This is a genomic window from Kosakonia sp. R1.Fl (genome assembly GCF_023516815.1).
Classification (GTDB): Bacteria; Pseudomonadota; Gammaproteobacteria; order Enterobacterales; family Enterobacteriaceae; genus Kosakonia.
Window position 1 is genome coordinate 218,687 of the sequence record NZ_JAMGSQ010000001.1, and the last position, 26,979, is coordinate 245,665.

At 55.9% G+C, this 26,979-nt stretch carries 27 protein-coding genes and 2 tRNA genes; 8 read left to right on the top strand and 21 right to left on the bottom strand.

Annotated features, from left to right (window positions below; translation table 11 throughout):
- Positions 1-49 precede the first annotated feature (49 nt).
- A complete protein-coding gene (gene mutS, locus M8Q36_RS01075) occupies positions 50-2,611 on the top strand; it encodes a DNA mismatch repair protein MutS (RefSeq protein WP_249879752.1) in 2,562 nt (853 codons plus the stop codon).
- A gap of 300 nt (positions 2,612-2,911) precedes the next feature.
- Here mutS and M8Q36_RS01080 read toward each other — a convergent pair whose 3' ends face one another.
- On the bottom strand, positions 2,912-3,799 hold the full coding sequence (locus tag M8Q36_RS01080) for a LysR family transcriptional regulator (protein WP_249879753.1): 888 nt from the start codon (positions 3,797-3,799) through the stop codon (positions 2,912-2,914).
- Between the two features lie 107 nt (positions 3,800-3,906).
- Here M8Q36_RS01080 and M8Q36_RS01085 point away from each other — a divergent pair, with 107 nt between their 5' ends.
- Both M8Q36_RS01085 and M8Q36_RS01090 read left to right on the top strand, forming a co-directional pair.
- Positions 3,907-5,115, top strand: a complete 1,209-nt coding sequence (locus M8Q36_RS01085; RefSeq protein WP_249879754.1) for an MFS transporter — start codon at positions 3,907-3,909, stop codon at positions 5,113-5,115.
- Entirely contained in the window at positions 5,112-5,477 is a 366-nt protein-coding gene (locus M8Q36_RS01090) for a DUF4440 domain-containing protein (protein ID WP_249879755.1), read from the top strand. Before M8Q36_RS01085 ends, M8Q36_RS01090 begins: the two co-directional genes overlap by 4 nt.
- Positions 5,478-5,545: 68 nt before the next feature.
- Here M8Q36_RS01090 and rpoS read toward each other — a convergent pair whose 3' ends face one another.
- The 13 genes from rpoS to cysG form a co-directional block, all read right to left on the bottom strand.
- On the bottom strand, positions 5,546-6,538 hold the full coding sequence (gene rpoS, locus M8Q36_RS01095) for an RNA polymerase sigma factor RpoS (RefSeq protein ID WP_002442472.1): 993 nt from the start codon (positions 6,536-6,538) through the stop codon (positions 5,546-5,548).
- A gap of 125 nt (positions 6,539-6,663) precedes the next feature.
- Positions 6,664-7,737 (bottom strand): murein hydrolase activator NlpD, encoded by a 1,074-nt coding sequence (nlpD, locus tag M8Q36_RS01100; RefSeq protein ID WP_233500430.1) that lies wholly within the window; start codon positions 7,735-7,737, stop codon positions 6,664-6,666.
- A gap of 166 nt (positions 7,738-7,903) precedes the next feature.
- A complete protein-coding gene (locus M8Q36_RS01105) occupies positions 7,904-8,530 on the bottom strand; it encodes a protein-L-isoaspartate(D-aspartate) O-methyltransferase (protein ID WP_017457717.1) in 627 nt (208 codons plus the stop codon).
- Positions 8,524-9,285 carry a 5'/3'-nucleotidase SurE gene (gene surE / locus M8Q36_RS01110; RefSeq protein WP_200552469.1) on the bottom strand — a complete coding sequence of 254 codons (762 nt, stop codon included), beginning with the start codon at positions 9,283-9,285 and terminating at the stop codon, positions 8,524-8,526. The genes M8Q36_RS01105 and surE overlap by 7 nt, the downstream gene beginning before the upstream one ends.
- On the bottom strand, positions 9,266-10,315 hold the full coding sequence (gene truD, locus M8Q36_RS01115) for a tRNA pseudouridine(13) synthase TruD (protein WP_249879756.1): 1,050 nt from the start codon (positions 10,313-10,315) through the stop codon (positions 9,266-9,268). Before truD ends, surE begins: the two co-directional genes overlap by 20 nt.
- Positions 10,312-10,791: a 2-C-methyl-D-erythritol 2,4-cyclodiphosphate synthase gene (gene ispF, locus M8Q36_RS01120; protein WP_017457714.1), complete on the bottom strand. Its 480-nt coding sequence runs from the start codon at positions 10,789-10,791 to the stop codon at positions 10,312-10,314. Before ispF ends, truD begins: the two co-directional genes overlap by 4 nt.
- Positions 10,791-11,501, bottom strand: a complete 711-nt coding sequence (gene ispD / locus M8Q36_RS01125) for a 2-C-methyl-D-erythritol 4-phosphate cytidylyltransferase (RefSeq protein WP_249879757.1) — start codon at positions 11,499-11,501, stop codon at positions 10,791-10,793. The genes ispF and ispD overlap by 1 nt, the downstream gene beginning before the upstream one ends.
- Before the next feature lie 19 nt (positions 11,502-11,520).
- Positions 11,521-11,859: a cell division protein FtsB gene (ftsB, locus tag M8Q36_RS01130; RefSeq protein WP_017457712.1), complete on the bottom strand. Its 339-nt coding sequence runs from the start codon at positions 11,857-11,859 to the stop codon at positions 11,521-11,523.
- Positions 11,860-12,020: 161 nt separating this feature from the next.
- Positions 12,021-12,350 (bottom strand): DUF3561 family protein, encoded by a 330-nt coding sequence (locus tag M8Q36_RS01135; protein ID WP_020455030.1) that lies wholly within the window; start codon positions 12,348-12,350, stop codon positions 12,021-12,023.
- A gap of 110 nt (positions 12,351-12,460) precedes the next feature.
- The gene (cysC, locus tag M8Q36_RS01140; protein WP_200552464.1) at positions 12,461-13,066 is read right to left on the bottom strand and encodes an adenylyl-sulfate kinase; all 606 of its coding nucleotides are present in this window, start codon (positions 13,064-13,066) and stop codon (positions 12,461-12,463) included.
- Entirely contained in the window at positions 13,066-14,493 is a 1,428-nt protein-coding gene (gene cysN / locus M8Q36_RS01145; protein ID WP_249879758.1) for a sulfate adenylyltransferase subunit CysN, read from the bottom strand. Before cysN ends, cysC begins: the two co-directional genes overlap by 1 nt.
- 9 nt (positions 14,494-14,502) lie before the next feature.
- Complete coding sequence (gene cysD / locus M8Q36_RS01150) at positions 14,503-15,411, bottom strand: sulfate adenylyltransferase subunit CysD (protein ID WP_017457708.1); 909 nt, start codon at positions 15,409-15,411, stop codon at positions 14,503-14,505.
- Positions 15,412-15,420: 9 nt separating this feature from the next.
- Positions 15,421-16,836: a siroheme synthase CysG gene (gene cysG, locus M8Q36_RS01155; protein WP_249882701.1), complete on the bottom strand. Its 1,416-nt coding sequence runs from the start codon at positions 16,834-16,836 to the stop codon at positions 15,421-15,423.
- Positions 16,837-17,072: 236 nt separating this feature from the next.
- Between cysG and M8Q36_RS01160 the strand changes: the two genes are divergently transcribed.
- Positions 17,073-18,107, top strand: a complete 1,035-nt coding sequence (locus M8Q36_RS01160) for an aminopeptidase (protein WP_249879759.1) — start codon at positions 17,073-17,075, stop codon at positions 18,105-18,107.
- A 114-nt stretch (positions 18,108-18,221) separates the two neighbouring features.
- Here the strand turns inward: M8Q36_RS01160 and rlmM are convergent, their stop codons facing one another.
- The 4 genes from rlmM to M8Q36_RS01180 form a co-directional block, all read right to left on the bottom strand.
- Positions 18,222-19,322, bottom strand: coding sequence for a 23S rRNA (cytidine(2498)-2'-O)-methyltransferase RlmM (gene rlmM, locus M8Q36_RS01165; protein ID WP_065370154.1), 1,101 nt, complete (start codon positions 19,320-19,322; stop codon positions 18,222-18,224).
- The gene (locus M8Q36_RS01170; RefSeq protein ID WP_020455036.1) at positions 19,315-19,710 is read right to left on the bottom strand and encodes a DUF423 domain-containing protein; all 396 of its coding nucleotides are present in this window, start codon (positions 19,708-19,710) and stop codon (positions 19,315-19,317) included. Before M8Q36_RS01170 ends, rlmM begins: the two co-directional genes overlap by 8 nt.
- 40 nt (positions 19,711-19,750) lie before the next feature.
- On the bottom strand, positions 19,751-20,665 hold the full coding sequence (gcvA, locus tag M8Q36_RS01175; RefSeq protein ID WP_017457703.1) for a glycine cleavage system transcriptional regulator GcvA: 915 nt from the start codon (positions 20,663-20,665) through the stop codon (positions 19,751-19,753).
- Positions 20,666-21,016: 351 nt separating this feature from the next.
- Complete coding sequence (locus M8Q36_RS01180) at positions 21,017-21,244, bottom strand: YgdI/YgdR family lipoprotein (RefSeq protein WP_020455037.1); 228 nt, start codon at positions 21,242-21,244, stop codon at positions 21,017-21,019.
- A 192-nt stretch (positions 21,245-21,436) separates the two neighbouring features.
- Here M8Q36_RS01180 and csdA point away from each other — a divergent pair, with 192 nt between their 5' ends.
- On the top strand, positions 21,437-22,645 hold the full coding sequence (gene csdA, locus M8Q36_RS01185; protein ID WP_249879760.1) for a cysteine desulfurase CsdA: 1,209 nt from the start codon (positions 21,437-21,439) through the stop codon (positions 22,643-22,645).
- Entirely contained in the window at positions 22,642-23,091 is a 450-nt protein-coding gene (gene csdE / locus M8Q36_RS01190; protein ID WP_249879761.1) for a cysteine desulfurase sulfur acceptor subunit CsdE, read from the top strand. The genes csdA and csdE overlap by 4 nt, the downstream gene beginning before the upstream one ends.
- Here the strand turns inward: csdE and tcdA are convergent.
- Both tcdA and mltA read right to left on the bottom strand, forming a co-directional pair.
- Positions 23,076-23,888 carry a tRNA cyclic N6-threonylcarbamoyladenosine(37) synthase TcdA gene (gene tcdA, locus M8Q36_RS01195; protein WP_249879762.1) on the bottom strand — a complete coding sequence of 271 codons (813 nt, stop codon included), beginning with the start codon at positions 23,886-23,888 and terminating at the stop codon, positions 23,076-23,078. The genes csdE and tcdA overlap by 16 nt on opposite strands.
- Before the next feature lie 67 nt (positions 23,889-23,955).
- Complete coding sequence (gene mltA / locus M8Q36_RS01200) at positions 23,956-25,062, bottom strand: murein transglycosylase A (RefSeq protein WP_086873609.1); 1,107 nt, start codon at positions 25,060-25,062, stop codon at positions 23,956-23,958.
- Positions 25,063-25,268: 206 nt separating this feature from the next.
- Here mltA and M8Q36_RS01205 point away from each other — a divergent pair.
- Both M8Q36_RS01205 and M8Q36_RS01210 read left to right on the top strand, forming a co-directional pair.
- Positions 25,269-25,345: transfer RNA gene (locus M8Q36_RS01205), tRNA-Met, on the top strand.
- A 51-nt stretch (positions 25,346-25,396) separates the two neighbouring features.
- Positions 25,397-25,473 (top strand) — tRNA-Met (locus M8Q36_RS01210).
- A 78-nt stretch (positions 25,474-25,551) separates the two neighbouring features.
- Here M8Q36_RS01210 and amiC read toward each other — a convergent pair.
- Positions 25,552-26,805 (bottom strand): N-acetylmuramoyl-L-alanine amidase AmiC, encoded by a 1,254-nt coding sequence (gene amiC / locus M8Q36_RS01215; protein ID WP_249879763.1) that lies wholly within the window; start codon positions 26,803-26,805, stop codon positions 25,552-25,554.
- Positions 26,806-26,979 lie beyond the last annotated feature (174 nt).

Below are 26,979 nucleotides of genomic sequence, written 5' to 3' on the forward strand. Positions count from 1 at the left end.
CAAACATCACTAACTCATTAAAATTTAAGAAAATGGACATCATAAACTGATGAGTACACTAGAGAATTTCGACGCGCATACCCCAATGATGCAGCAGTATCTGAAACTGAAAGCACAGCACCCGGATATTCTGCTGTTCTACCGTATGGGCGACTTCTACGAGCTGTTTTACGACGACGCCAAACGCGCCTCGCAGCTGATGGACATTTCACTGACCAAACGCGGTGCGTCTGCCGGTGAACCGATTCCGATGGCGGGTGTGCCGCATCATGCGGTGGAAAATTATCTGGCGAAGCTAGTGAGCCTGGGTGAATCGGTGGCGATTTGCGAGCAGATTGGCGATCCGGCCACCAGCAAAGGGCCGGTCGAACGTAAAGTGGTGCGCATTGTCACGCCTGGCACCATCAGCGATGAAGCGCTGTTGCAGGAGCGCCAGGACAACCTGCTCGCCGCCGTCTGGCAGGACAGCAAAGGCTTTGGCTATGCGACGCTGGATATCAGTTCCGGGCGTTTTCGCGTTAGCGAACCCGCGGATCGCGACACCATGGCCGCCGAACTGCAACGTACCAATCCGGCGGAATTACTCTATGCGGAAGATTTCGCGGAAACCGCGTTGATTGAAGGCCGTCGTGGTTTGCGCCGCCGCCCGCTGTGGGAGTTCGAAATTGATACCGCGCGCCAGCAATTAAATATGCAGTTCGGCACGCGCGACCTGGTCGGTTTTGGCGTCGAGAACGCACCGCGCGGCCTGTGCGCCGCCGGTTGCCTGCTGCAATATGTGAAAGACACGCAGCGTACCGCCCTGCCGCATATTCGCTCCATCACCATGGAACGCCAGCAGGACACCATCATTATGGATGCCGCGACGCGCCGAAATCTGGAGATCACCCAGAATCTGGCAGGTGGCGTCGAAAACACGCTGGCCTCGGTGCTCGACTGTACCGTCACGCCAATGGGCAGCCGCATGCTCAAACGCTGGCTGCATATGCCGGTGCGCGATACGAAAGTGCTGACCGAGCGCCAGCAAACTATCAGCGCGTTGCAGGAACACACCAGTGAGCTGCAACCGGTGCTGCGTCAGGTGGGCGATCTGGAGCGTATTCTGGCGCGTCTGGCGCTGCGCACTGCCCGTCCACGCGATCTGGCGCGCATGCGTTACGCTTTTCAGCAATTACCGGAACTGCGCAGCCAACTGGCGGATATCGACAGCGCACCGGTACAGGCGCTGCGTGAAAAAATGGGCGAATTTGTCGAGTTACGCGAACTGCTGGAGCGCGCCATCATCGAAGCACCTCCGGTGCTGGTGCGCGATGGCGGCGTGATTGCGCCGGGATATAACGCCGAGCTGGATGAGTGGCGCGGGCTGGCAGATGGCGCGACCGATTATCTCGACCGCCTGGAGATCCGCGAGCGTGAGCGGCTGGGGCTGGATACGCTGAAAGTGGGCTATAACGCGGTGCACGGCTATTTCATTCAGATCAGCCGTGGGCAGAGCCACCTGGCACCGATTCACTATGTACGCCGTCAGACCCTGAAAAACGCTGAGCGCTACATTATTCCGGAACTGAAAGAGTACGAAGACAAAGTTCTGACCTCCAAAGGCAAAGCGCTGGCGCTGGAAAAACAGCTCTATGAAGAGCTGTTTGATCTGCTGATGCCGCATCTGGCGGATTTGCAGCAGAGCGCCGCCGCGCTGGCAGAGCTGGATGTGCTGGTCAACCTGGCGGAGCGTGCTTATACCCTCAATTACTGCTGCCCGACCTTCAGCGAAAAACCGGGCATTCGCATTAGCGAAGGCCGCCATCCGGTGGTGGAGCAAGTGCTGAAAGAGCCGTTTATCGCCAACCCGCTGAACCTGTCACCGCAGCGGCGGATGTTGATCATCACCGGCCCGAATATGGGCGGTAAAAGCACCTATATGCGCCAGACCGCGCTGATTGCGTTGCTGGCCTATATCGGCAGCTATGTGCCGGCGCAAAAAGTGGAGATCGGGCCAATCGATCGCATCTTTACCCGCGTCGGCGCGGCGGATGATCTCGCCAGCGGACGCTCCACGTTTATGGTGGAGATGACCGAAACAGCGAACATCCTGCATAACGCCACGGAAAACAGCCTGGTGCTGATGGACGAAATTGGCCGCGGGACATCGACGTATGATGGCTTGTCGCTGGCGTGGGCGTGTGCGGAGAATCTGGCGAATAAGATCAAAGCGCTGACGCTGTTTGCCACCCACTATTTCGAGCTGACGCAACTGCCGGAAAAAATGGAAGGCGTGGCGAATGTGCATCTCGATGCGCTGGAACACGGCGATACCATCGCCTTTATGCACAGCGTGCAGGATGGCGCTGCCAGTAAGAGCTACGGCCTGGCGGTCGCCGCGCTGGCGGGGGTGCCCAAAGAGGTGATCAAGCGCGCGCGCGGTAAATTGCGCGAGCTGGAAAGCCTGTCGCCGAGCGCGGCAGCCACGCAGATCGACGGCACGCAAATGTCGCTGCTGGCTGCGCCAGAAGAGACAAACCCGGCGGTTGAAGCGCTGGAAAACCTCGATCCGGACAGCTTAACGCCGCGCCAGGCGCTGGAGTGGATCTACCGGCTGAAAAACCTGCTGTAACCCCTCTTCCCTCTCCCGCTCGGAGAGGGATTTTCACTTCTTCGCCAGCCACGCCGACATCTCCCGCCCCCCGCGCGGTGCAGTATCAACACTTACGACATCATGCAAAACGCACATCTGGATCGGCGCAGCGGTTCGCGATCACCAGGCTGAACCACCTTTTACCGGCGATTACTCGCCTGGATGGACAGATGGTGTTTCCGCCTTATTGACGGTGCCGGTCCGTTTACGTCCAGGTTTTGGATGTCGCGTTTTCATGCCGTTTAAGCGTGACTGATGAGCTATAAAACTGAGGCAGTACTAAGCCAGACGAGCACGCAAAAAATCCACAAACGCGCGGACTTTCGCGGGCTGATGCTGCGCATCCGCATAGACGGCATAAACCCCCTGCTGCGCGAAGCGGTATTCCGGCAACAAATGAATAAGCCGATGACTGTCCAGCGCCGTTTGCACCAGCCATAGCGGTAACAACGCCACGCCGCAACCAGCCAGCGCGAATGCCATTAACGCCTGCGCGCTATCGGCGGATAACCGCGCTGGCGCGATGATTTCCAGCGTTTCGCTGCGCCCGCTGGCATCGGTAATCTGCCAGCGCAGCGGTGCGCTTAAGCGCTCATGAATGATCCACTCCGCCTGCGCCAGCGATTGCAGCGAGGTCACAGGATGGGCGCGCAGCCATTCGGGCGTCGCCACTGGCACAATCGCAAAGCGTGAAATCAGCGCGGCGTGATAGCGCGAATCCGCCAGCGATCCTAAGCGGATCGCCACATCAAAACGCTCTGAAATCAAATCATTATGCTGAGACGAGGCCACATGGCGGATGCGCAAACCAGGATGCAACTTTGCAAACGCCGCCAGCGCCGGCACCACAACCTGTGCGCCATACTCCGGCGTGCTGGTGATCCGCAGCTCACCGCATAAACTCACGTGGCTTGCCCGGACGTCATCTTGCAAGCTCTCTGCGGCATTGAGCAACGCAACGCCGCGCTGATAAAACACACGCCCCGCATCGGTTAGCGTTAGCCGTCGCGTCGAACGTAGCAGCAAGGTTACGCCGAGCTCGTTTTCAAGCTGGCGGATATTAAAGCTGACCACCGCTTTGGTTTGCCCAAGTGCAACGGCAGCCGCGGTGAAACTGCCGGTATCGACCACGGCAACAAAGATAGCCATACGCGATAAATTGAGCATCGGGGTTCCATCATTGTAAAAATAATTTTGACAGTATATCGCCCGGCGCGCCGTTTATCCCGCCCCATGGCCCCGCTACATTACGCCTCCACACAGGAGGGCAGAAAATGGTGTATCGCAACAAGGTCGCGGTGGTATATCTGCTGGGCTTTTTTCTCGACTTAATCAACATGTTTATTGCCAGCGTAGCGTTTCCGGCGATGGCGGTTAGCCTGCAGGCGTCGGTTTCTGCGCTGGCATGGGTCAGCAACGGCTATATCGCCGGTTTAACGCTGGCAATCCCGTTTAGCGCCCGGCTAACCAGACGTTTTGGCGCTCGACGCGTCTTTATCTTTTCACTGGTTGTATTTAGCGCAGCGGCGATGGCGGCAGGTTGCGCTAACTCCGCCGGTAGCCTGATTTTCTGGCGCGTGCTGCAAGGCACAGGCGGCGGGCTGCTGATCCCGGTGGGACAAGCGTTAACCTGGCAACAATTTGAGCCCCATGAACGCGCCAAAGTCTCATCCGCCGTGATGATGGTCGCACTGCTGGCTCCCGCCTGTTCGCCCGCGATCGGTGGCGTGCTGGTACAGTCTTTTAGCTGGCGCTGGATTTTCTTCGCCACGCTACCTGTTGCGCTGCTAACGCTGCTGCTCGCGAGCCTCTGGCTAAAAGACGAGCCTGTGGCAAGCGGGTCGTCGCGCCTGCTGCATTTACCCTTACTGCGTAACTCGCTGCTGCGCTTCGCCATGCTGATTTATCTGTGCGTGCCGGGGATGTTCATCGGTGTGAGTGTGGTGGGCATGTTTTATTTGCAGCGCAGCGCCGGGATGTCGCCCGCAGTAACCGGCGCATTAATGATCCCGTGGTCACTGGCTTCTTTCGCCGCGATCTATTTTAGCGGTCGTTATTTCAACCGCCTTGGCCCGCGACCATTAATCATCACCGGCTGTTTATTGCAGGCTGCCGGGATACTGATGTTGACGGGCGTTACGCCACAGACGCCTGCCAGTGTCGTTATTGCGGCATTTACGTTGATGGGCACCGGCGGGAGTTTGTGCAGTAGCACCGCGCAAAGCAGCGCTTTTTTGACGATTACCCATCATGAAATGCCCGATGCCAGCGCGCTGTGGAATCTTAACCGGCAACTGAGCTTCTTTCTCGGGACAACCTTGCTGACGTTGGTGTTGAGCGCCTTACAACATCTGTTTCCCCCGTTACTGGCCTGGCGCGGCACGTTTGTTACCGCTGCCGCCTTTTCCTTGTTACCGCTGGTGGCCGCCCTGCGGCTGAATAACCAACAAACACTGCACTATTTGCAACAGGAGAAACCATGAAAGCCTATGTTACTGAAATTATTGACGCGCATGTCGCCATCGAAAACTGGCTCAGCCGGGGTGAAGGTGAGCTGGAGGCATTAATGGCGCGCTTTGCCGAAAACTTTTCCATGGTGACGCTTTCCGGCGCATCTCTGGACTACGCGGCCCTTGCCGGTTTTTTCCAGGCGCAGCGCGGTAGTCGAGCAGGGCTGAAGATCGTGGTCGATAACATCGAACCGCTGGCGGAGTGGGACGGTGGCGCGGTAATCGGCTACCGGGAAACGCAGGGCGAGCATGTACGCTGGTCGACGGTAGTGTTTCAATTACAGCAAGGGCGTGTGTTGTGGCGTCATTTGCATGAGACGGCGCAGGCAGCGTAACGGCAAATTGAAAGCAAAGAAAAAAGGCCGCGTCATCTGCGAGCGGCCTTTTTGTCGTGAAATGGTGCTTATTCGCGGAACAGCGCTTCGATATTCAGCCCTTGCGTTTGCAGGATTTCACGCAGACGACGCAGACCTTCAACCTGAATCTGGCGAACACGTTCACGAGTGAGACCAATTTCGCGGCCCACATCTTCCAGTGTTGCAGCTTCATAACCCAGCAGACCGAAACGACGCGCCAGCACTTCACGCTGTTTGGCGTTCAGTTCGAACAGCCATTTAACGATGCTTTGTTTCATATCATCGTCTTGCGTGGTGTCTTCCGGGCCGTTGTCTTTCTCATCGGCCAGGATATCCAGCAACGCTTTTTCAGAATCACCGCCCAGCGGCGTATCAACTGAGGTAATGCGCTCGTTGAGACGCAGCATACGGCTGACATCATCAACAGGTTTATCCAGCTGTTCGGCAATCTCTTCCGCGCTCGGCTCGTGGTCCAGTTTATGGGACAACTCGCGGGCAGTACGCAGATAGACGTTCAGCTCTTTAACAATGTGGATTGGCAGACGAATCGTACGGGTTTGATTCATGATTGCCCGTTCAATGGTCTGACGGATCCACCAGGTGGCATACGTTGAGAAACGGAACCCACGTTCCGGGTCAAATTTCTCAACGGCGCGGATCAGCCCCAGGTTACCCTCTTCAATCAGATCCAACAGCGCAAGACCACGATTGCTATAACGACGGGCAATTTTCACCACCAGACGCAGGTTACTTTCGATCATGCGACGGCGAGAGGCTACATCACCACGTAGCGCACGGCGTGCGAAATAAACTTCTTCTTCGGCCGTTAAGAGCGGGGAGTACCCAATTTCCCCAAGGTACAGCTGAGTAGCGTCTAAAACCCGCTGGGTAGCACCCTGCGACAACAGCTCCTCTTCAGCCAGGTCGTTATCACTGGGTTCCTCTTCTACTAAGGCTTTCTCATCAAAAGCCTCTACTCCGTTCTCATCAAATTCCGCGTCTTCATTTAAATCATGAACTTTCAGCGTATTCTGACTCATAAGGTGGCTCCTACCCGTGATCCCTGGGCAAAGCACCTGAAGACTACTCATTTCGCCGGCTGCAGCGGCATCTGCGCACGCTGCAACGACTCATATGGGGAGCACTTCAATCACTTTGCACCGATTTATCGCTGCGGCAAATAACGCAGCGGGTTTACGGATTTCCCCTTGTAACGAATTTCAAAATGCAAGCGTGTAGAACTGGTTCCGGTGCTACCCATGGTAGCGATTTTCTGCCCCGCCTTAACTTCTTGTTGTTCCCGGACCAGCATTGTGTCGTTATGGGCGTAGGCACTCAGGTAATCATCGTTATGTTTTATGATGATCAAATTACCGTAACCGCGCAGTGCGTTACCGGCATATACAACGCGCCCATCTGCGGTCGCGACGATAGCCTGCCCTTTACTGCCCGCAATATCGACGCCTTTGTTGCCACCTTCGGTCGCAGAGAAGTTGTCGATAACGTTGCCATCAGTCGGCCAGCGCCATGAAGCAATCGGCGAGCTGGTTGATGTACTGCTGGCAGTCGGTTCGGTTGAGCTTACAGAAGGAGCCGTAACAGGCGCTGTGACGATAGTCGCAGGCTTATTGTTCGGCAACATTTTGTTAGCACTTTGTTCACCTGAATCTTCAGAATACGTAATTGTCGGTTTCGAAGCAACCACTACGGTTGAATTTTGTGCAGGTTTTGAGACGATTCCTTGCGCAGAAGCATCAGCCTGAGTTATGGCGTTACCACCAGTGATTGGCGTACCGGATGCATTGCCAACCTGCAATGTTTGTCCGACTTCAAGACTATACGGCGCGGCAACGTGATTACGCTGCGCGAGGTCACGGAAATCGTTCCCGGTGATCCACGCGATATAAAACAGCGTATCACCACGTTTAACGGTGTAGGTACTGCCGCCGGTGTAGCTGCCTTTAGGAATATTGCCATACTGGCGGTTATAGACGATATGACCATTCACCGTCTGAACGGGCTGCTGTGCGACGGGTTGGATCTGCGTCGGCTGAACGGCAGGACGTTGTACCGGCTGAATCTGCGGTTGCTGCGCGGACGTGCCAAGTTTTGGCGGCGGTGTGATTAACATACCGGAACTGGAATTATTACTGCTGGCGCTCTTCATGCCGCCAACGGAACTGACCGGGGCCGGAGCATTAGTGGAATTTGAACACCCTGCCAGCCAAAGTGAAACCAGTGATAATGCCGCAACACGGCTTACGGTTAATTTTGGGCTTCCCGCGCTCATTTATCCCCCAACAATATGTAAATTACCAATGACTTAAAGATAACCGCGAACGTTTACGGCAAATGTGCTCACCATACGCTGTTATCGCCTGAAAAACCCAGGAAAACTCTGTTTCTCAGGCCAGTTCGCCTTTCACCAGCGGAACAAAGCGTACGGCTTCAACGGTATCGATAATGAATTCGCTTCCCCGCCGACGAACCCGCTTCAAATGCTGGAGTTCATCGCCCACGGGCAAAACGAGAATACCGCCGTCATCAAGCTGCGACATCAGCGCAGCCGGGATTTCCGGCGGTGCAGCGGTCACGATAATGGCGTCAAACGGCGCACGAGCTTGCCATCCCTGCCAGCCATCACCATGACGAGTAGAAACATTATGTAAATCAAGCTGCTTCAGGCGGCGACGCGCCTGCCATTGCAACCCTTTGATGCGTTCAACCGAGCAAACATGATGCACCAGGCGCGCCAGAATTGCGGTCTGATACCCCGAACCGGTGCCAATTTCCAGCACCCGCGAGGCCGGCGTCAGTTCCAGCAGCTCGGTCATTCGCGCCACCATATAAGGCTGCGAAATAGTTTGCCCTTGACCAATAGGTAACGCGACGTTATCCCACGCTTTGTGTTCAAACGCCTCGTCGATAAATTTCTCGCGCGGCACTTGTGACAACGCCTCAAGCACCTGCTCGTTTTTAATGCCCTGCGCGCGTAATTGATTGAGAAGATCTTGTACGCGTTTGCTTACCATTGCCTGTTCACCCCGGCACGATCCAACCAACCCGACACCACATCATGCGCGCTGTAAGCGGTTAAATCCACATGTAGCGGCGTCACGGAAACATAGCCTTCATCAACGGCGGCGAAATCAGTATCCGGCCCGGCATCGCATTTCTCGCCGGGCGGGCCAATCCAGTAAAGCGTATTGCCGCGCGGATCTTGCTGTGGAATCACCTGATCCGCCGGATGGCGGCTACCACAACGCGTAACGCGAATACCTTTGATCTCATCCAGCGGCAGATCCGGGACGTTAATGTTCAAAATACGACCGGTTCGCAGCGGTTCGCGGCTTAACGCACGCAAGATGGAACAGGTGACCGCTGCGGCGGTGTCATAATGCGTATGCCCGTTAAGCGACACCGCCAGCGCCGGGAATCCCAGATGTCTCCCCTCCATCGCAGCGGCAACCGTACCGGAGTAGATAACATCATCGCCAAGGTTCGGCCCGGCATTAATACCAGACACCACCACATCCGGGCGCGGACGCATCAGCGCATTAACGCCCAGATAAACGCAATCGGTCGGCGTGCCCATCTGGACGGCGATATCGCCGTTTTCAAACGTAAAAGTACGAAGCGAGGATTCAAGCGTCAGTGAATTAGACGCACCGCTGCGGTTACGATCGGGAGCGACGACCTGAACGTCGGCAAACTCTCTAAGAGCCTTTGCCAGCGTCTGGATACCCGGCGCGTGGATCCCGTCATCGTTACTCAGCAATATTCGCATAATCACCCGATGTGTTGATAAGTTCCCTGACGACACTGGTGGCAAAGCTGCCCGCCGGAAGCCAGAACCGTAATTCGACGGTGACGTCATCCCACCAGTTCCAGCTTAATTTTTGCGGGTAGAGCAGCATTGCGCGGCGCGCGGCTTCGACTTTCTCCCGCACCAGTAGCGCCTGTAGATCCGACGCATCCGCAACCGCCTGTTGTTCAAACGCCAGCGCGTCACGCTGTGTGCCCCACTCGCCGCTGCCTGGCAGCGACGCGGTAATCATCAGCGCTTTCGCCTCAACGCGCGTTTGCAGTTCCGCCTGCTCTTCACAGGTTGCAACAAACCAGCTGCCGCGCCCCGCTAATTGTAGCGCATCGCCGTCAACAACTTGATTAAAGTCTGTTTTTTTCAACCGCTCACTGACGATTTGATTAAACAACGCACTACGCGCCGCCGACAACCAAAAACTGCGCTTGTTACGGTCGCGCACCGGCGCATCGCTCTGCGCCCAGCGAAGCGCGCCTTGCAGGTTGCTGCCGCCGATGCCAAAGCGCTGAGCGCCGAAATAATTCGGAACACCTTTCTCCGCGATGGCCTGCAAACGCGCGTCAACGTCCGCACGGTCGCTGATTTCGCGCAGTACCAGCGTAAACGCATTGCCCTGCAGCGCACCGAGGCGCAGCTTGCGCTTGTGACGGGCATATTCCAGCACTTTGCAACCTTCAAGCTGAAAGGCGCTAAGATCGGGCATCGCATTACCCGGTACGCGGGCACACAGCCACTGCTCAGTGACAGCGTGTTTATCTTTTTGCCCGGCAAAGCTCACTTCACGCGCGTGGATTTTAAGGAATTTGGCCAGCGCATCAGCGACAAAACGCGTGTTGCAGCCATTTTTCAGGATGCGCACCAGAATATGCTCGCCTTCGCCATCAGGCTCAAAGCCAAGATCTTCCACCACCACGAAATCTTCCGGATTGGCTTTCAGAACGCCGCTTGCCACCGGTTTGCCGTGCAAAAATGTCAGGTTCTCAAAATCTGTCATTTTGCCGCCTTCACCAGCAACGCCACCGCTTCACAAGCGATACCTTCGCCGCGGCCGGTAAAGCCTAGTTTCTCGGTAGTGGTGGCTTTGACGTTGACATCATCCATATGGCAACCGAGATCTTCAGCGATAAACACGCGCATCTGCGGAATATGCGGCAGCATTTTCGGTGCCTGAGCGATGATGGTGACATCAACATTGCCAAGCGTATAGCCTTTCGCCTGAATGCGCCGCCAGGCTTCACGCAGCAGCTCGCGGCTGTCTGCGCCTTTGAACGCCGGATCGGTGTCCGGGAACAATTTACCGATATCGCCAAGCGCCGCCGCGCCCAGCAGCGCGTCGGTCAACGCATGCAGCGCAACATCGCCATCAGAGTGAGCCAGCAGGCCTTTTTCGAAGGGAATGCGCACACCGCCAATGATAATCGGGCCAACGCCTCCAAAGGCGTGTACGTCAAAACCGTGTCCAATGCGCATTATGCTTTCTCCTGGAGGTCTGCATGGGTCAAGTAAAATTCTGCAAGTCGTAAATCTTCGGGGCGGGTGACTTTAATATTATCCGCGCGTCCGGCGACCAGCTCCGGGTGAAAACCACAATACTCCAGCGCTGAGGCTTCATCAGTAATTACAGCGCCTTCATTCAGCGCGCGGGTCAGGCAATCGTGCAGCAGCGGCAGCGGGAAAAACTGCGGCGTTAGCGCATGCCATAAATCGTTGCGCTCAACGGTGTGAGCAATCGCGGTTTTACCAGGTTCGGCGCGCTTCATGGTGTCGCGCACCGGGGCGGCAAGAATTCCTCCCACGCGGCTGGTTTCACTCAGCGCCAGCAGGCGGTTTAAATCATCCTGATGCAGACAAGGCCGCGCGGCATCGTGCACCAGCACCCACTGCGCGCCCGAGGCGGCCTTCAGGCCCGCCAGCACGGAGTCCGCGCGCTCTGCGCCACCGTTTACCACGGTGATTTGCGGATGGCAGGCAAGGGGTAATTGCGCGAAACGTTCATCGCCAGGGCTGACCGCGATAATCACGCGGCTAACGCGCGGATGGGCGAGCAACGCGGCGACCGCGTGCTCAAGAATGGTTTTATCACCGATGGAGAGATACTGCTTAGGACATTCCGTTTGCATGCGGCGGCCAAATCCGGCGGCCGGCACCACGGCACAGACGTCCGGGATCATTGCTGACATGTCGTGAGTCCGGGATTATTTAAGGTCTGTTCTGCGTATTTTGTGTATTTTGCGTGTTTTGCGCTGAGCCCGACGCGCGCTTTGAGGCGTCCGGCACCAGACGATAAAATGTTTCGCCCGGCTTCGTCATGGTTAATTCGTTGCGAGCGCGTTCCTCAATCGCTTCCTGGCCACCATTGAGATCGTCAATTTCGGCGAAAAGCTGATCGTTACGCGATTTTAATTTGGCGTTTGTCGCCTGCTGTGCCGCCACATCTTCGCTGACGCGGCCGTAATCATGCAGACCATTCTTGCCGAACCACAGCGAATACTGTAGCCAGACCAGCAAAGCCAGCAATAGCAGCGTTAGTTTACCCATCCTGCCCCCTGAAAAACGGCATCATCATCCCATAACTTTTCGTCAGACTCCACTCCAGCCGGGTGATGCCGCACAAGCGCCAGACTTTACCATAAATGTCTGTCGATCCGTAGCCGGACACATTGCCTTAATGAGCGTTACGGTTTGACGTAGGGATTGCGTTACCCCATCAGCCACATAAACAGCACGCCGAACATGGCGATCACCGTCAACAGTGTCGCCACGCTGCTGTAAACCAGCTTGCCATCGAGGAGCGAATGCAGCGCAATGCCGACCACAACGGATACGGGCATCAGGGCGAGAAAAAAAGGCCAGGTGTAGAGAAAGAAAAACAGCGTATTGGAACCGTAAATCATGAACGGGATGCCGAGCGCCAGCAGCCATGCGACAAAGCCCACAACCGCTCCAGGGAACGACCATGTTGTGGCTTCATCGGTGGTGGTCGTCATCGACTGCGACCGTGGAATGGTGATGTTCTGACTGTTGCGCATATCTGATCCTGTTGCCTGTACGACCGGTAACGGAAATACACACCCTCGCTCAGGCGGCGCCAACATTAACACCGGGAAACCTGAAGATGGCGTGTATCGCCAGTACCGTCTCAGGATCTGATAATATCGCCCTGCCGGAGGAGGTCTAATAATTGGCTGACCAAATTTGTTACCAATTGTTCGCCGTCCAGATGCACTTCCGGGGATTGCGGCGCTTCGTATACCGAATCAATGCCGGTGAAGTTGCGAAGTTCACCCGCACGCGCTTTCTTATACAATCCCTTAGGATCGCGCGCTTCGCAGATCTCCAGCGGCGTATCTACAAACACCTCGATAAACCGCCCTTCTCCCAGGCGCTCGCGTACCATTTGCCGCTCGGCGCGGTGCGGCGAGATAAACGCGGTGAGCACGACCAGACCGGCTTCAACCATCAATTTAGCCACTTCGCCCACGCGGCGGATATTCTCTTTACGATCGGCGTCGCTAAAGCCTAAATCGCTGCACAGCCCGTGGCGCACATTGTCACCATCCAGCAAATAGGTGCTGACACCCGCGCGGTGCAGCGCCTCTTCCAGCGCCCCCGCGACGGTCGATTTTCCCGAACCGGAAAGGCCGGTAAACCACAGCACAACCCCACGGTGACCGTGAAGTTGCTCACGCGCATCAGGCGTCACCGGGTGCGCGTGCCAGACGACATTTTCGTCATGCTGCGCCATTACTTGCCTCCCAGCAGATCACGTGCGCCCCAGTGCGGGAAGTGCTTACGAATAAGCTGATTCAGTTCCAGTTCGAATGCGCTGAACCCGGATGTAGTGGCCTGCTGCTGAATATGAACGTCACGCACCATTCCTGCGCCAACGGTCACGTTACTCAGGCGATCGATAAAGATAATGCCGCCAGTCACCGGGTTCTGCTGATATGCATCCAGCATCAGCGGTTCGTCGAACGTCAGATCCACCAGCCCAATACCGTTAAGCGGCAACGTATCCACCTGGCGCTGCGTCAGGTTATTGATGTCCACCTGGTAGTGGATGCCATCGACACGGGCGCGCGTTTTTTTGCCTGCCACTTTGATGTCATAGCTCTGACCCGGTTGCAACGGCTGTTCCGCCATCCACACCACATCCAGCGATGCGCCCTGCACCGCAGGCAGCGTTTCCTGCGCATCCAGAATCAAGTCGCCACGGCTGATATCGATCTCATCTTTTAGCACCAGCGTGATCGCTTCACCCGCTGCGGCTTCCTGTAAATCACCGTCAAACGTCACGATGCGGGCGATAGTCGATTCGACGCCAGACGGCAGCACTTTGATGCGCTGACCAACTTTCACCACGCCAGAGGCGAGCGTGCCGGAGAAACCACGGAAATCGAGGTTCGGGCGGTTAACGTACTGCACCGGGAAGCGCATCGGTTGCGTATCCACCACGCGCTGAATTTCAACGGTCTCCAGCATTTCCAGCAGCGTCGGGCCGCTGTACCACGGCATTTTCTCGCTCTGGCTGGCAACGTTATCCCCTTCGAGCGCTGACAGCGGCACAAAGCGGATATCGAGGTTGCCCGGCAGTTGCCCGGCAAAAGTCAGGTAATCCTGACGAATGTTGTCGAACGTCTCTTCGCTGAAGTCTACCAGGTCCATTTTATTGACGGCCACGACCAGGTGTTTAATGCCGAGCAGCGTGGAGATGAAGCTGTGGCGGCGGGTTTGATCCAGCACGCCTTTGCGCGCATCGATCAGCAAAATCGCCAGATCGCAGGTCGACGCGCCGGTCGCCATATTTCGGGTGTACTGCTCATGCCCTGGCGTATCGGCGATGATAAATTTGCGTTTTTCGGTAGAGAAATAGCGATACGCCACATCAATGGTAATGCCCTGTTCGCGCTCCGCTTGCAGGCCATCCACCAGCAGCGCGAGATCGAGTTTTTCACCCTGCGTGCCGTGACGTTTGCTGTCGTTGTGCAGCGTGGAGAGCTGATCTTCGTAGATCTGGCGGGTATCGTGCAGCAGTCGGCCAATCAGTGTACTTTTGCCGTCATCGACGCTGCCGCAGGTTAAAAAGCGCAGCAGGCTTTTGTGCTGCTGGGCATGAAGATACGCTTCGACGCCGCCTTCATTGGCAATCTGTTGTGCAATTGTGGTGTTCATGGCGGCTCCTTAGAAGTATCCCTGACGTTTTTTCAGCTCCATGGAGCCGGCCTGGTCGCGGTCAATCACGCGCCCCTGACGTTCACTGGTCGTTGAAACCAGCATCTCTTCGATAATCTCCGGCAGCGTTTGCGCGTTTGATTCCACCGCGCCGGTCAGCGGCCAGCAGCCAAGCGTACGGAAACGCACCATCCGTTTTTCGATCACTTCACCCGGCTGCAGATCGATACGGTCATCGTCGATCATCATCAGCATGCCGTCGCGCTCAAGCACCGGGCGTTCCGCCGCCAGGTACAACGGAACGATGTCGATATTTTCCAGGAAGATATACTGCCAGATATCCAGCTCGGTCCAGTTAGAGAGCGGGAACACGCGAATACTTTCGCCTTTGTTAATCTGGCCGTTGTAGTTGTGCCACAGCTCCGGGCGCTGGTTTTTCGGATCCCAGCGGTGGAAGCGGTCGCGGAAGGAGTAAATGCGCTCTTTGGCGCGCGATTTCTCTTCGTCACGCCGTGCGCCGCCAAATGCCGCATCAAAACCGTACTTGTTCAGCGCCTGCTTCAACCCTTCGGTTTTCATGATATCGGTGTGTTTGGCACTGCCGTGTACGAACGGGTTAATGCCCATTGCCACCCCTTCCGGGTTTTTATGCACCAGTAACTCGCAGCCGTAGGCCTTTGCGGTACGGTCACGGAATTCGTACATCTCACGGAATTTCCAGCCGGTATCCACATGCAACAGCGGGAACGGCAGCGTGCCAGGATAGAAGGCTTTGCGTGCCAGATGCAGCATCACGCTGGAATCTTTGCCGATGGAGTACATCATCACCGGGTTGGAAAATTCGGCGGCCACTTCGCGGATAATATGGATGCTTTCCGCCTCCAGTTGTCGCAGGTGAGTGAGTCGTTTTTGATCCATAACCATTCCTTAAGCCAGATTAATCACGGAGGCGTCAAACGCCTCCGTCGCTGTCGTATGCCGGAACCAGGCGAGTTCGCGATGCAGCCCAACCACCTCGCCCACCACCAACAGGGCAGGCATCGGGGCGGCTTTCGCCAGTTCCTCAAGTTGTTCTAATGTGCCGGTAGCAACGTGTTGATCCACGCGCGTACCGCGGGAAATCACCGCCACCGGCGTGGTTTTTTCCCGCCCGTGGGTAATCAGCTGTTCGCTGATTTCGGCGGCCTTCATCGTGCCCATATAAATCGCCAGCGTCTGGCGGCTCTGCGCCAATTGTGACCAGTCAAACGGCGCGCTGTCGGCTTTATAATGACCGGTTACAAACGTAACGCTCTGGGCAAAATCCCGGTGCGTCAGCGGGATGCCGGCATAGGCTGTCGCACCCGATGCTGCCGTAACGCCCGGCACCACCTGGAAGGGGATGCCCGCTACAGCCGCCGCCTGCAACTCTTCGCCGCCGCGTCCGAAGATAAACGGATCGCCACCTTTCAGGCGCACCACCGTTTTCCCCTCGCGCGCCGCGTCCACCAACATGCGGTTGGTATCATGCTGCGCGACAGCGTGCGAACCGGCACGTTTACCGACGCAGATTTTCTCTGCGTCCCGCCGCACCAGTTCCAGCACCGCATCGCTCACGAGGTGATCATAAAACACGACGTCTGCCTGCTGGATAACCTGCAAACCCCGCAACGTCAGCAATCCGGCATCGCCAGGCCCGGCACCGACAAGAATGATTTCACCGCCGCTTGAGCCAGGTTGCGCCAGCTCCACTTCCAGCGCTTTTTCCGCTGCCGGTTCGTCGCCCGCCACCATCAGGCTGGCAAAACGCCCGCGAAAAGCGGTTTCCCAAAAACGACGCCGCTCATCGGTAGTGCGGCGAAACGCTTTGATGCGCGTGCGCCAGCGTCCGGCAACCTCTGCCATGCGCCCGAGATTTCCCGGCAGCAGCGCTTCAATCTTTTCACGCAGTAACCGCGCCAGCACCGGCGCGTTACCGCCAGAAGAGATGGCCACCAGTAACGGTGAACGATCCACAATCGACGGGAAAATAAAGGAGCACAGCGGTTGGTCATCGACAACATTCACCAGCCGATGACGCGCATTGGCGGCGTCGAACACCCGGCGATTCAGCGCCGAATCGTTGGTCGCGGCAATCACCAGGAAAACCGCGTCCAGCTGTGATTCGTCAAACTCGGTAGCCAGCCAGTGAATGGATTGCGCATCGGCAAGTTGCTGCAACTGCGGTTCCAGCCGTTGTGCCACCACCTGCACATGTGCGCCAGCGCGACGCAAAAAGGCAATCTTGCGCGCGGCGATTTCGCCGCCGCCAATCACTAAAACGGGGCGGTCTTTTACAGCAGCAAATAACGGCAGGTAATCCACAACGCAGTAACTCACTCAAGGCCAGCAATAAAGGGACTATAGGGGGCGGTTTAGAACGAATGAAATTACGAATTGGAATGAGTAGTTCCGCAAAGGAATAACGCTTGTGCAAAGCAAATATCAAAAAGTGCTTAACACCAGCATTTTCGGAATGTTAAGAAGAAATGAAATTGTGTAAAGCGGGTCACAGTTTCATACTAAGCGCGGTAAAAATTCTGCTGCTTAAAGGACTCTCTATGTTTTCCGCATTGCGCCTCCGTACCGCTGCCCTGGCGCTCGGCGTATGCTTTATCCTCCCGGTTTCTGCCCGGACCGCTCAACCCGGCGACTTTGCAACTGAGCAGGCTCGTCACATTGCCACCCTGTTCCCGGGACGAATGACCGGCACCCCCGCTGAAATGCTCTCTGCGGATTATGTTCAGCAACAATTTGAACAAATGGGCTACCAGAGCGATATCCGTAAATTCAAAACCCGTTACCGCTATACGGCGAAAGATAACCAGCAGAACTGGCAAAACGTAACCGGCAGCACGGTGATTGCCGCGCATGAAGGCAAACTGCCGCAGCAGATCATTATTATGGCGCACCTCGATACCTATGCGCCGCGCAGCGATGCGGATGTTGACAACAACCTCGGTGGTTTAACGCTGCAGGGTATCGATGATAACGCGGCGGCTGTGGGCGTAATGCTGGAACTGGCGCAAGCGCTGAAGCAGACGCCAACGCAATACGGTATTCGTTTTGTCGCCACCAGCGGCGAAGAGGAAGGCCAGCTTGGCGCAGAGAGTTATCTTGCGCGAATGAGCGAAAAAGAGCGCAAAAACACGCTGCTGGTGATCAACATGAATAACCTGATCGTCGGCGACAAGCTCTACTTTACCAGCGGGAAAAACACCCCGGCTTCGGTGCGCAAACTGACGCGGGATCGGGCATTGGCCATTGCCCGTTCACACGGCATTCTGGCGATGAGCGCCCCGGTCACTGCCACCAAAAGCAACCACAGCGCTAATGATGCGCAGGTGTTTGATCAGGCCTCTATTCCGGTGCTGTCGGTGGAAGCGACAAACTGGTCGCTGGGTCTGAAAGACGGCAACCAGCAGCGCGCCAAATCCAAAACTTTCCCGGAAGGCGTGAGCCACCACAATGCCCGGCTGGATAACCAGCAGTATATCGACCAGGCGCTACCGGGGCGCATTGAGCGCCGCAGCCGCGACGTGGTGCGCATCATGCTGCCGCTGGTGAGCGAACTGGCGAAAACCACCAAAAATTAACGCCAGCATGGCTGGCGTTATCTTGCAGATCCTCCGAACCCGCTCTGTGCGCAAAAACCGAAACGAAAAGATTTTTGCGCACGTCCGGGTTCAGTAGAAGTGATCAACCGGCGGCTAGCGCTCGTCGCGGCGCCCGCCTACCGCAGCCCACATTCTGCGCACATGTACCGTCACTTCTTCACGGTCATGATAGAGCTGCCGCGCCTGAATCTGCGCGGCAACGTTATGCTCATCCAGTTGCGCCTGAATATACGCCAGGTTGTTCGACACCTCTTCGTAACGCTTTTTCATTGGCAGCTTGAGGTTGAAAATGGTTTCCCGGCACCAGCCATTAGTCAGCCACTGCGCCATCAGCGCAGCGACTTTCGCGGGTTTCTCCACCATGTCGCACACCATCCACGAGATGTTGTTGCGGTTCGGGCGATAGCGGAAACCATCTTCACGCAGCCAGGTCACCTGGCCGGTATCCATCAGGCTTTGCGCCATCGGGCCGTTATCCACGGACGCAACCCACATGTTGCGTTTCACCAGTTGGTAAGTCCAGCCGCCCGGACACGCACCGAGATCCACCGCGTACATACCATTTGCCAGGCGTTCGTCCCACTCGTCTGCCGGAATAAAAACGTGGAACGCCTCTTCCAGTTTCAACGTTGAACGGCTTGGCGCATCGGACGGAAACTTCAGACGCGGGATGCCCATATAGAACGGCGAGTTGTTAAAGGAGTACGAATAACCGGTGTAGCAACAACCCGGCGCAATAAAGAACACGTGAACCACCGGACGCTTCGCTGAATCACTACGCGCCAGGATGCCCGCTTCACGCAGCGCGCTGCGCAGCGGAACGGTAAACTTGCGGCAGAACTTCATCAGCTCTTTGCTTTCGTTGGTATCGGCCACTTCGACACGCAAATCGCCGCCTTTATCCACGACGCCCTGCAACATGCCGACGATCGGCGTAATGCGATCTTCCTGCGGTAAGTCGCGCAGCAGCTCGCCGACGACAAACATCTGGCGGGCAAAAATCAGCGAACTGAATGGCAGCTCGCGCGCCAGTTTGTCGGCGTCGTTTTCCTGATAGCACTCAAAAACAACATAACCCGCGTTCTCTTTCACACGCGCGAAACCGAACACCTCAAGGCGACCGGCTTTATCGGTAATTTCTGCTGCGCACTCTTTCTCAAAACCCGGGCGGCACAGCAATACCACTTTATTCATGAACAACGCCCCTACGTTTCAGACGAATTGCGCCAACTAACATTAATGCCCAGCCGATGAGAAAACAGACGCCACCGACCGGCGTAACAAACGCCCACAGGCGTAAATGTGAGAGCGCCAGGCAATAAAGGCTGCCGCTAAACAACACGGTGCCGAACGCCAAAAAAACGCTGCTCCAGTAAAACCAGATGCTGATACGGCGCTGCATCGCCACCGCAAGCCCAAGCACCGCGAGCGTGTGGAACGCCTGATATTCGAGCCCGGTCTGGATCCAACTCATCTCCACCACGCCCAAAGATTTACGTAACACGTGCGCGCCGAAAGCCCCCAGCGCGACAAACACAAAACCGCTTACCGCGGCAAAAATCAGCATAAAACGGCTGGTCATGTGAGTACCCTAAAAGTCATACGCGCCATATGCGCGCGAATTATTGTTCGTAACGGAAACGGAACTTTTCCTGTTCGCTGGCCGCTTTTGCCAGGATCCACTGACGAAAGGCGGCTATTTTACCCAGTTCTGCCTGGCTGTCATGACAAACCAGATAAAACGCGTTCTTACTGACCAGAACATCATTAAACGGGCAGACCAGACGACCTGCCTCAATTTCGGACTGTGCCATTACATTGTTGGCCAGCGCGATCCCCTGTCCGTGGATAGCGGCCTGCAGCACCATAGAGCTGTGGCTGAAAATAGGTCCCTGCTGAACGTTAAGATTAAGACCTAACTGGCGCGTATAAGTTTGCCAGTCGCGCCGGGAAGCGTCATGAAGCAAGGTGTGATGCGCCAGATCTTCAGGCTTTTTCAATGCCTTATCACCGGTGAGTAATAATGGCGAGCAGACGGGCAGCAAGTATTCTGCGTACAATTTTTCCACACGCAAGCCCGGCCAGTTGCCGCGACCATAAAAAATCGCCACATCGACATCGTCCGCCAGTTTGTCCTCTTCGCGGTCAACCGCCTGGATGCGCACGTCGATTCCCGGATAAGCTGAGTTAAAGCTAGAGAGCCTCGGCACCAGCCATTGAATGGCAAAACTGGGCAATAAACTAACAGTGAGCGCGCCTTTTGCACTGCGTGCTTGTAGTTTTCGCGTGGCTTCATTGAGCTGGGAAAATATCTCTTTGATATCCTGAAAATAACTCTGGCCTTCCTCGGTAAGCAGCAGCGAACGGTTGCGTCGACGGAACAGTTTCAGACCGAGAAAATCCTCGAGAGACTTGATTTGGTGGCTTACTGCGGCCTGCGTCACAAAAAGCTCATCGGCAGCGCGAGTAAAACTCAGATGGCGGGCAGCGGCATCAAAAACACGTAATGCATTCAGTGGTGGTAATCGCTTGGACATGGTTATCAGGCTTAGATGTAAAGGCAATTTAACAAACAGGAAACAGTGTTTAACCTATTAGTTTTTTTTATCTGAGCCATTATAAATTGTCCGTTGAGCTTCTACCAGCAAATACCTATAGTGGCGGCACTTCCTGAGCCGGAACGAGAAGCTTTTTTTGGAATGTGTGTTCTGAAGGGCTTTTGGCTTACGGTTGTGATGTTGTGTTGTTGTGTTTGCAATTTGGTCTGCTATTCAGACCCCGGTAGCGACGCTACCCCTTTTTCACTTCCTGTACATTTACCCTGTCTGTCCATAGTGATTAATGTAGCACCGCAAGATTGCGGTGCTTTTTTTTACCTGAAATCAGGGTTATTTATCCAGCGCGACCATCTCTTTAACGTCGGTACGGTTGATCTGTTGCTCATTACCGTTGGCGTCTTTATAAGAGATCATGCCGGTCTGATCGTCGGTTTTCGGTTTACCTTCCGAAATAATCGTACGACCATCGTTGGTGTGTAATGCATAGTTCGGGCTGGAACAAGCGCTCAGGGCAAAAGCAAAAGCACATGCAGAAATAATTGCGGCAGCCTTTTTCATCTTCTTCTCCTTCTGGCAATTAATGCTGTGAAATACTCTTCACGGAAGAGTCTCGAACGATTAACTAACACTATTCAGCATAACCTGCTTACCGGACTCTGCCAGGACAAACAGACAATTCCGATGGTTATCAACTGCCTTGCTACGACCGAAAAATTGCGCGACGATCTGAGTAATTAGATGAGGAATCGCATGAACGCATTTAACCCAGCGCACTTTCGCGCGCAGTTTCCGGCGCTTGCCGATGCGGGCGTCTATCTCGACAGCGCCGCTACCGCCCTGAAGCCGCAAGCCGTGATTGACGCCACGCAACAGTTCTACAGCCTGAGCGCTGGCAACGTGCATCGCAGCCAGTTCGCGCAGGCGCAACAGCTCACCGCCCGTTATGAAGCGGCGCGCGAACAAGTTGCCGCCCTCCTTAACGCGCCCTCCGGGAAAAATATTGTCTGGACGCGCGGCACCACAGAAGCCATCAATATGGTCGCGCAATGCTACGCCCGCCCGCGTCTGCAAGCCGGGGATGAAATCCTCGTCAGTGAAGCGGAACACCACGCGAACCTGGTGCCGTGGCTGATGGTCGCACAGCAGACCGGCGCAAAAGTGGTGAAATTACCGCTGTGCGTCGACTACTTACCGGATATCGCGCAGTTACCACAATTAATTACTCCACGTAGCCGGATTCTGGCGCTCGGACAGATGTCCAATGTCACCGGTGGCTGCCCGGATCTGGAACGCGCCATTACCCTGGCGCATGCGGCAGGCATGGTGGTGGTGGTTGACGGCGCACAAGGCGTGGTGCATTTCCCGGCGAACGTTCAGCGTCTGGATATCGATTTTTACGCCTTCTCTGGCCATAAGCTGTATGGACCAAATGGCATCGGTGCGCTGTACGGCAAAGCGGAACTGCTCAATGAAATGACACCGTGGCTCGGCGGCGGCAAGATGATTACCGAAGTGACGTTTGATGGCTTCACCACGCAACCGGTGCCGTACAAGCTGGAGGCCGGGACGCCTAACGTCGCGGGGGTGATTGGTTTAAGCGCCGCGCTCGAGTGGCTGGATACGCTGGATATCGCCCAGGCAGAGAGCTACAGCCGTGGTTTAGCCACGCTTGCGGAGGAGCAACTGGCGCAGCGTTCGGGTTTCCGCTCTTTCCGCTGCCAGGATTCCAGCCTGTTGGCTTTCGATTTCGACGGCATTCACCACAGCGATATGGTGACGCTCCTTGCCGGTTACGGTATCGCGCTGCGCGCCGGGCAACACTGCGCGCAACCATTGCTGGCGGCGCTGGGGGTCAGTGGTACGCTGCGCGCTTCATTTGCCCCATACAATACGCAACACGATGTTGATGCGCTGATAGTCGCTGTTGATCGCGCGCTCGACATTCTGGGGGATGCATGACCAGCCCAGCTTTTGCCGGACATCCGTTCGGCACGGTGGTAACCGAAGAGACGCTGCGCCAGACATTTGGCGCACTTAACCAGTGGGAAGAGAAATATCGCCAGTTGATCCTGCTCGGCAAACAACTGCCTGCGGCGACGGACGAATTAAAAGAGCAGGCGCGGGAAATTCCCGGCTGCGAAAACCGAGTCTGGCTGGGTTCCACGCTCGGCGTGGACGGAAAAATGCACTTTTTTGGCGACAGTGAAGGCCGCATCGTGCGTGGATTGCTGGCAGTCCTGCTCACCGCTGTAGAAGGCAAAACCCCGCAAACGCTGGTGGAAAACGATCCGCTGGCGCTGTTTGATGAGCTGGGCTTACGCGCCCAGCTTAGCGCCTCACGTAGCCAGGGGCTGGCGGCGCTGGCCGCCGCCGTGCAGGAAGCAGCCCGTCAGGCGCTAGCCTGACGTTCCGCCTTCGCCATCAGTTTTTTCAGGGCATGGGAAACCGCGATAAAGCCAAACGTCGCGGTCACCATGGTCGCCGCGCCGAAACCGGCAGCGCAATCCATGCGTTTTGGCCCTTCCGCCGTGCTTTTTATCGCACACACGGAGCCATCCGCCTGCGGGTAAACCAGCGCTTCGGTGGAAAACACGCAATCCACGCCCAGCTTGCCTTTGCTGTTCTTGACTACGCCAAAATCGCTTTTTAAGCGCTCACGCAGTTTCGCCGCCAGCGGATCCTGAATGGTTTTCGCCAGATCGCTCACCTGGATCTGGGTCGGATCGATCTGCCCACCCGCGCCGCCGGTCGTTACCAGCGGGATCTTATTACGTCGGCAGTAAGCAATGAGCGCCGCTTTTGGGCGCACGCTATCAATCGCGTCAATCACATAGCTGTAATCACGGCTCATTAACTGTGCGACGTTATCGGCAGTGACAAAATCATCAACCACCGTCACCAGGCACTCCGGGTTTATCTGGCGAATACGCTCCGCCATCACCTCGGCTTTCGCCAGCCCTACATTTTCACGCAGCGCGTGGATTTGCCGGTTGGTGTTCGTCACGCAGACATCATCCATATCAATCAGCGTGATCGCACCAATACCGGTGCGCGCCAGCGCTTCCGCCGCCCACGAGCCGACACCGCCAATGCCCACCACGCAGATATGCGCATCGGCAAACCACTGCAGCGCTTTTTCACCATACAACCGCGCGGTGCCGCCAAAGCGCTGGCGCCAGGCGTCACTGATTACTGCTGACATAAACAAACCTCAAGATGAAACGAAAGACCCTCTTCCGGAGCCGGAAGAGGGTGCGAGTGTAGCACACTCAGCCGCTGAACACGCCGCCGCCAGCGCCGGTCCCGGGGGCGTTTTTCAACACCCATACGCGGCCATAATGGTTGTACCATCCGGCGCGATGACCCGCATCCGGGCCAATGCCCTGATAAATATCAAAGTGCTGGCCTTTAATTGCACCACCGACATCCAGCGCCACCATCAGGCGCAGCTCATATTTGCCGTTGAACTTGCCGTTGTTATCCAGCTGCGGCACTTCCGCCAGCAGCGTCGTGCCCGGCGGAATAATCGACCGGTCGGAAGCGACAGAAGCACGGCCAATCAGCGGCACCGCGCTGGCACCTTTTACCGGCGCCCAGGATTGCGGTTTAAAGAAGACGAACGAGGCGTTCTCTTCCAGCAACGCGCGGACTTCCGCTTCGCTGTGTTTTTCACCCCATTCGCGAATCGCCTGCATCGACATATCTTCGCGCTTCACTTCACCACGATCGATTAGCACTTTGCCGATGCTGCGGTAGGCGTGGCCGTTTTTCCCGGCATAGCTGAAGAAGTTAAGCGGGCTGCCGTCGCCAAAATCGATATAGCCGCTGCCCTGCACATCCATAATGAAGTTGTCCATCAGCGAATTGCTGTAGGCCAGCACATAACTGTCACTGAGCGCACCGGCGTAGATTTCCGCGCGGGATGGCAAGCGACCACGTTTAGGCGGCATACGGTAGATGGGGTACTGGAACTCGCCCTGGCGGGTATGGCGCGCCTGCACAACTGGCGTGTAGTAACCGGTGAATTGCACGTTGCCATAGTTATCCGTGCCTTCCATTTGCCAGGCGTCGAGGCCAAACTGGCGCAGATTACGCGTATCGCCGCCGGACATCAGCCACGACTGAATCGCGTTATAAACGCCGCTCTGGCTGCCGTAGAGGCGCGGTGAGGCGCTGCGAATTTGATTAACCTGCTCGGAGAAATCTCCGGCATTGATTGGCGCACCTACGGCGTCAGGTTGATTGACCAGGGAAAAAGGCTGGGAAAATTTTCCGTCTTTATACTGTTGACCGCGATCGGTCGGTTTTGAAGAGCAGGCCGCGAGAATTGCCACCATTGCGCCTGTGAGTGCGAACTTAACCCAACGTCCTTTCATTATCTCTCATCTTCTGATTAACCCGGAGCGGGGTGAAGATAACAAACCCCACCCGCTAATGAAATGCGCTATCACTACCCGGCGCTAATTTAGTGCAAAAAATAAACGGATTGTATTGTTTTTACACATAATCCCGCCAATTATGCGATCCAGGCAAAAAAAAGGTTGCATCAATAAGTTTGCAGAGTATAGTGCGCATCCACGGACGCGGGGTGGAGCAGCCTGGTAGCTCGTCGGGCTCATAACCCGAAGGTCGTCGGTTCAAATCCGGCCCCCGCAACCAATTAAAATGTGAAGAAAAAAGTTTACATGACGGAAGTGTAAACAAGACGGACGCGGGGTGGAGCAGCCTGGTAGCTCGTCGGGCTCATAACCCGAAGGTCGTCGGTTCAAATCCGGCCCCCGCAACCAACACAATAAACACCTTAACGGGTGTTTTTTTGTTTCTGCGGTTCGCAAAAGAAAATGGCGCTTTTCAGCGCCATTCTGTTATCCCCTTCTCGCCAGCGTCGCGCCATCTGCGAAGTAGGCTTTAATCCCCGCCAGAATCGACTCTGCCACTTCCTGCTGGAATTTCGCCGTCTTCAGCTTACGCTCCTCTTCCACGTTACTGATAAACGCGGTTTCCACCAGAATTGACGGAATATCCGGCGCTTTCAGCACCGCGAAGCCGGCCTGTTCTACCTGGTTTTTATGCAGGTTATTAATATTGCCAAGTTTATTGAGCACCGCTTTGCCAAACTTCAGGCTGTCGTTAATGGTTAACGACTGCACCATATCGAACATGGTGTGATCCAGATAGCGATCGCCGCTCTTGCTCACCCCACCGATTAAGTCGGACGCGTTCTGCGTTTCCGCCAGATATTTCGCGGCGGTACTGGTCGCCCCTTTGGTCGACAGGGCAAAGACAGAAGAACCGCTTGGCTGGCGGCTGCTGAAAGCATCAGCGTGAATCGACACAAACAGGTCAGCGCGCTGTTTCTGCGCCTTGGCAACGCGCACTTTCAACGGAATAAATACATCCTCGTTGCGCGTCATATAGGCTTTCATATTGCTCTCTTTCTCGATCAGCGCATGCAGCCGACGCGCGATTTGCAGCACCACATCTTTTTCCCGGGTGCGATATTTCCCCATCGCCCCCGGATCTTCACCGCCGTGACCAGGATCGAGCATGATCACAATTGGCCTGTCACGCCCGGCTTTCCCCGGCTTCGGGCCGCTCTCTGCGGGCGGCACCTGCTGCTCAAGATCGCCTTTGTTGTACTCTTCAAGCAGCGCCAGCAGCGGGTCCTGCACATCTTTCGCATTGACCGGGTAGAGATCCATCACCAGACGCTCTTTAAAACCGGCCACCGGCGCCAGCGCAAACAGCTGCGGCTTCACGTCCTGTTTCAGCTCAAACACCATGCGCACGGTCTGCGGATCGAACTGCCCTACCCGCGCGGATTTGATATAAGGATCGTCGCCACGGATCTGCGCGCCCATGCCTTTTAACACGGAGTTCAGATGCACACCTTCAAGGTCCACCACCAGCCGGTCGGGATTACTCAACGCGAACTGCTTATATTTGACGACATGGTTCGATTCCACCGTCACGCGCGTATAGCTTGACGCTGGCCAGACGCGAACCGCCACCACCTGGCTGACTGCAGCCAAACCAATTTGGCTCACGCTTAATAACCACATGGCCCCCGCGCCTTTTAAAAATCTGCGGCGGCTCAGCGCTGATTGACTTCCCGACATGCTTCTCCCGAGCAATTTTTATCTACGTAATAATATTCGTCAAAATTGACGGAAAACTTTAACGAATGATGCATAAACTGTCATCTATTAAAGGGTAAACATATGTCTGCCCGCGGGCTGCGGCTAGGAACATTTGTTATACGACAGCAAAATTTGCACTTGCACGCGGCGGCA

Excerpts from the sequence above, each read along its gene's own strand:
- ispD (WP_249879757.1), bottom strand. The coding sequence starts at position 11,501 with ATGTCAGCAATGATCCCGGACGTCTGTGCCGTGGTGCCGGCCGCCGGA.
- gcvA (WP_017457703.1), bottom strand. The coding sequence starts at position 20,665 with ATGTCCAAGCGATTACCACCACTGAATGCATTACGTGTTTTTGATGCC.
- M8Q36_RS01180 (WP_020455037.1), bottom strand. The coding sequence starts at position 21,244 with ATGAAAAAGGCTGCCGCAATTATTTCTGCATGTGCTTTTGCTTTTGCC.
- cysD (WP_017457708.1), bottom strand. The coding sequence starts at position 15,411 with ATGGATCAAAAACGACTCACTCACCTGCGACAACTGGAGGCGGAAAGC.
- M8Q36_RS01105 (WP_017457717.1), bottom strand. The coding sequence starts at position 8,530 with ATGGTAAGCAAACGCGTACAAGATCTTCTCAATCAATTACGCGCGCAG.
- M8Q36_RS01135 (WP_020455030.1), bottom strand. The coding sequence starts at position 12,350 with ATGCGCAACAGTCAGAACATCACCATTCCACGGTCGCAGTCGATGACG.
- amiC (WP_249879763.1), bottom strand. The coding sequence starts at position 26,805 with ATGTCGGGAAGTCAATCAGCGCTGAGCCGCCGCAGATTTTTAAAAGGC.
- cysN (WP_249879758.1), bottom strand. The coding sequence starts at position 14,493 with ATGAACACCACAATTGCACAACAGATTGCCAATGAAGGCGGCGTCGAA.
- cysC (WP_200552464.1), bottom strand. The coding sequence starts at position 13,066 with ATGGCGCAGCATGACGAAAATGTCGTCTGGCACGCGCACCCGGTGACG.
- rpoS (WP_002442472.1), bottom strand. The coding sequence starts at position 6,538 with ATGAGTCAGAATACGCTGAAAGTTCATGATTTAAATGAAGACGCGGAA.
- ispF (WP_017457714.1), bottom strand. The coding sequence starts at position 10,791 with ATGCGCATTGGACACGGTTTTGACGTACACGCCTTTGGAGGCGTTGGC.
- truD (WP_249879756.1), bottom strand. The coding sequence starts at position 10,315 with ATGACAGATTTTGAGAACCTGACATTTTTGCACGGCAAACCGGTGGCA.
- mutS (WP_249879752.1), top strand. The coding sequence starts at position 50 with ATGAGTACACTAGAGAATTTCGACGCGCATACCCCAATGATGCAGCAG.
- M8Q36_RS01160 (WP_249879759.1), top strand. The coding sequence starts at position 17,073 with ATGTTTTCCGCATTGCGCCTCCGTACCGCTGCCCTGGCGCTCGGCGTA.
- M8Q36_RS01085 (WP_249879754.1), top strand. The coding sequence starts at position 3,907 with ATGGTGTATCGCAACAAGGTCGCGGTGGTATATCTGCTGGGCTTTTTT.
- rlmM (WP_065370154.1), bottom strand. The coding sequence starts at position 19,322 with ATGAATAAAGTGGTATTGCTGTGCCGCCCGGGTTTTGAGAAAGAGTGC.
- csdA (WP_249879760.1), top strand. The coding sequence starts at position 21,437 with ATGAACGCATTTAACCCAGCGCACTTTCGCGCGCAGTTTCCGGCGCTT.
- M8Q36_RS01080 (WP_249879753.1), bottom strand. The coding sequence starts at position 3,799 with ATGCTCAATTTATCGCGTATGGCTATCTTTGTTGCCGTGGTCGATACC.
- M8Q36_RS01090 (WP_249879755.1), top strand. The coding sequence starts at position 5,112 with ATGAAAGCCTATGTTACTGAAATTATTGACGCGCATGTCGCCATCGAA.
- surE (WP_200552469.1), bottom strand. The coding sequence starts at position 9,285 with ATGCGAATATTGCTGAGTAACGATGACGGGATCCACGCGCCGGGTATC.
- M8Q36_RS01170 (WP_020455036.1), bottom strand. The coding sequence starts at position 19,710 with ATGACCAGCCGTTTTATGCTGATTTTTGCCGCGGTAAGCGGTTTTGTG.
- mltA (WP_086873609.1), bottom strand. The coding sequence starts at position 25,062 with ATGAAAGGACGTTGGGTTAAGTTCGCACTCACAGGCGCAATGGTGGCA.
- tcdA (WP_249879762.1), bottom strand. The coding sequence starts at position 23,888 with ATGTCAGCAGTAATCAGTGACGCCTGGCGCCAGCGCTTTGGCGGCACC.
- ftsB (WP_017457712.1), bottom strand. The coding sequence starts at position 11,859 with ATGGGTAAACTAACGCTGCTATTGCTGGCTTTGCTGGTCTGGCTACAG.
- csdE (WP_249879761.1), top strand. The coding sequence starts at position 22,642 with ATGACCAGCCCAGCTTTTGCCGGACATCCGTTCGGCACGGTGGTAACC.